The sequence below is a fragment of the Mesorhizobium sp. M4B.F.Ca.ET.017.02.2.1 genome, assembly GCF_003998955.1.
Taxonomy (GTDB): domain Bacteria; phylum Pseudomonadota; class Alphaproteobacteria; order Rhizobiales; family Rhizobiaceae; genus Mesorhizobium; species Mesorhizobium abyssinicae.
The window spans coordinates 1-1516 of record NZ_RZOF01000599.1; the positions used below are offsets into that span (position 1 = coordinate 1).

The following is a 1516-nucleotide window of genomic DNA, read 5'->3' on the forward strand; positions in this document are numbered from 1 at the left end:
GCTCGGCTCGACGGTGACGGCGACACGCATGACCAAGGTCACGCCGACGATCGAACTGCCGCTGTCGGCGCTGCTCGAGAAGGACGGGGCCGCCAAGGTCTGGATCGTCGACCCGAAGACGTCGAGCGTCAGCGCGCGCGAGATCAAGGTGGCCGCCAAGGGCGCCGCCACCTTCACCGTCGGCGAAGGGCTCGAGGCCGGCATGCGCGTCGTCACCGCCGGCGTCCACAGTCTCGCCGAAGGACAGCAGGTCAAGCTACAAGAAGGGGGAGCCATATGAAGGGCTTCAACCTCTCCGACTGGGCGCTCAACCATCGCTCGCTGGTGTGGTACTTCATGCTGGTCTTCGTCGCGGCCGGCGTGTCCGCCTATCTGAACCTAGGCCGCGAGGAAGACCCCGCCTTCACCATCAAGACCATGCTGATCCAGGCCAATTGGCCCGGCGCCTCCGTCAACGAGACGGTGACGCAGGTGACGGATCGCATCGAGAAGAAGCTCGAGGAGCTCGACAGCCTCGACTATACCAAATCCGTCACCACCGCCGGCAAGACCGTGATCTTCGTCAACCTGAAGGACACCACCAAGGCGCGCGATGTCGTGCCGACGTGGATCCAGGTGCGCAACATGGTCAACGACATCTGGCCGCAATTCCCGCAAGGCGTGGTCGGGCCGTTCTTCAACGACCGTTTCGGCGACGTTTTCGGCAACATCTACGCCTTCACCGCCGACGGGCTGACGCCGCGCCAGCTGCGCGATTATGTCGAGGACGTGCGCACCAAGATCCTGACCGTGCCGAACGCCGGCAAGGTCGACCTTGTCGGCGCCCAGGACGAGGCGATCTACCTTGAATTCTCGAGCCGCCAGATCGCGGCGCTCGGCCTCAACCAGCAGGCGATCGTGGCCAGCCTGCAGGCGCAGAACGCCATCACGCCGTCCGGCGTCATCCAGTCCGGACCGGAGCGCATCAGCGTGCGCGTCGGCGGCCAGTTCACCTCGGAAGAGAGCCTGCGCGCCATCAACCTGCGCGTCAACGACCGCTTCTTCCGGCTGAGCGACGTGGCGACGATCAGGCGCGGCTATGTCGACCCGCCGACGTCGCTCTTCCGCTTCAACGGCCAGGACGCCATCGCGCTCGCCATCGGCATGAAGCCCAACGCCAATCTGCTGCAATTCGGCGAGGCCTTGCACGAGGAGATGAACAAGGTGCTGGCCGACCTGCCGGTCGGCGTCGGCGTGCATCTGGTCGCCGACCAGCCGGTGATCGTCGAGGAAGCGGTATCGGGCTTCACCCGCGCCCTGTTCGAGGCGGTGGCCATCGTGCTAGCGGTGTCCTTCATCAGCCTCGGCATGCGCGCCGGCTTCGTCGTGGCGCTGTCGATCCCGCTGGTGCTCGCCATCACCTTCACCGTCATGGCCTATCTCGGCATCTCGCTGCAGCGTATCTCGCTGGGCGCGCTGATCATCGCGCTCGGCCTGCTGGTCGACGACGCCATGATCGCGGTCGAGATGATGTTGG

At 65.4% G+C, this 1516-nt stretch carries 1 protein-coding gene and 1 pseudogene; both read left to right on the top strand.

Translation table 11 applies throughout. The annotated features are described in order from the left end of the window. A pseudogene (locus tag EN738_RS34200) lies at positions 1-280 on the top strand (efflux transporter periplasmic adaptor subunit); the annotation flags it as partial. Beyond that, positions 277-1516, top strand: a 1240-nt coding sequence (locus EN738_RS34205) for an efflux RND transporter permease subunit (RefSeq protein ID WP_145967045.1), incomplete at its 3' end; no start/stop codon positions are given. The pseudogene EN738_RS34200 and the gene EN738_RS34205, both read left to right, overlap by 4 nt.